This window comes from Burkholderia sp. MSMB1078WGS (assembly GCF_001528895.1).
GTDB lineage: Bacteria > Pseudomonadota > Gammaproteobacteria > Burkholderiales > Burkholderiaceae > Burkholderia.
Genome location: NZ_LPDI01000056.1, coordinates 1 through 719, shown reverse-complemented (window position 1 = coordinate 719; position 719 = coordinate 1). Strand labels below are relative to the sequence as shown.

Annotated in this window: 1 protein-coding gene; it reads left to right on the top strand. The window is 64.0% G+C overall.

What is annotated here, in order from left to right:
- Positions 1-719 (top strand): dicarboxylate/amino acid:cation symporter (locus WT24_RS15420; protein WP_156441808.1); only part of this gene is annotated, 719 nt, incomplete at both ends.

The window sequence follows — 719 nt, the reverse complement described above, 5'->3', positions numbered from 1 at the left end:
TCGGCTGGTTCGTCACCGCGTCGCTGGTCTCGCTGCTGCTCGGGTTGCTGATGGCGAACCTGCTGCGGCCCGGCGAGAACCTCGGCCTGCCGCTGCCGGACATCGGCGCGTCCGCGCATCTCGCGACGTCGAAGTTCACGCTGAAGGATTTCGTCGGGCACATGGTGCCGAAGTCGATCGCCGAGGCGATGGCGAACAACGAGATCCTGCAGATCGTCGTGTTCTCGATGTTCTTCGGCGTCGCGCTCGCCGCACTCGGCGAGCGCGGCAAGATCCTGATCGCCGCGATCGACCAGTTGTCGCACGTGATGCTCAAGATCACCGGCTACGTGATGAAGCTCGCGCCGCTCGCGGTGATGGCGGCGATGGCGTCGACCGTCGCGGTCAACGGATTGTCGATCCTGCTGAAGTTCGCGGTGTTCATGGGCGACTTCTACGTGAGCCTCGTGCTGCTGTGGGCCACGCTCGTCGCGGCCGGGCTGCTGTTCCTCGGCCGCCGTGTGTTCAAGCTGCTCGTGCTGATCAAGGAAGCGTTCATGCTGTCGTTCGCGACCGCCAGCTCCGAAGCCGCGTATCCGAAGATCCTCGACGCGCTCGACCGTTTCGGCGTGCGCCGCAAGATCTCGAGCTTCGTGATGCCGATGGGCTATTCGTTCAACCTCGACGGGTCGATGATGTACTGCACGTTCGCGTCGCTGTTCATCGCGCAGGCGTACAAC